This window comes from Bacillus cereus group sp. BfR-BA-01408 (assembly GCF_022663305.1).
In the GTDB taxonomy this organism is placed as follows: Bacteria; Bacillota; Bacilli; order Bacillales; family Bacillaceae_G; genus Bacillus_A; species Bacillus_A pacificus.
The window spans coordinates 1-202 of record NZ_JAKUFF010000386.1; the positions used below are offsets into that span (position 1 = coordinate 1).

The following is a 202-nucleotide window of genomic DNA, read 5'->3' on the forward strand; positions in this document are numbered from 1 at the left end:
TTTTTGTCCCTCAAGCTGCCCTTTTTCCATATCAGCTTGACGCTGTGCTTCCTCTCGTTTACGTGCCTCTTCTGCTTTTCTTTGCTCTTCAGCTACACGCTGTCTCTCTTCTTCAGCTTTACGCTGCGCTTCCGCTTGTCTTTCAGCTTCTACAGCACCATTATTATTTTGACTAGGAGCTGGACTTGTTGCACCACTACTA

1 pseudogene is annotated in these 202 nt (G+C 46.5%); it reads right to left on the reverse strand.

The features are described from left to right. A pseudogene (locus MR083_RS27770) lies at positions 1 to 202 on the reverse strand (YHYH domain-containing protein); the annotation flags it as partial.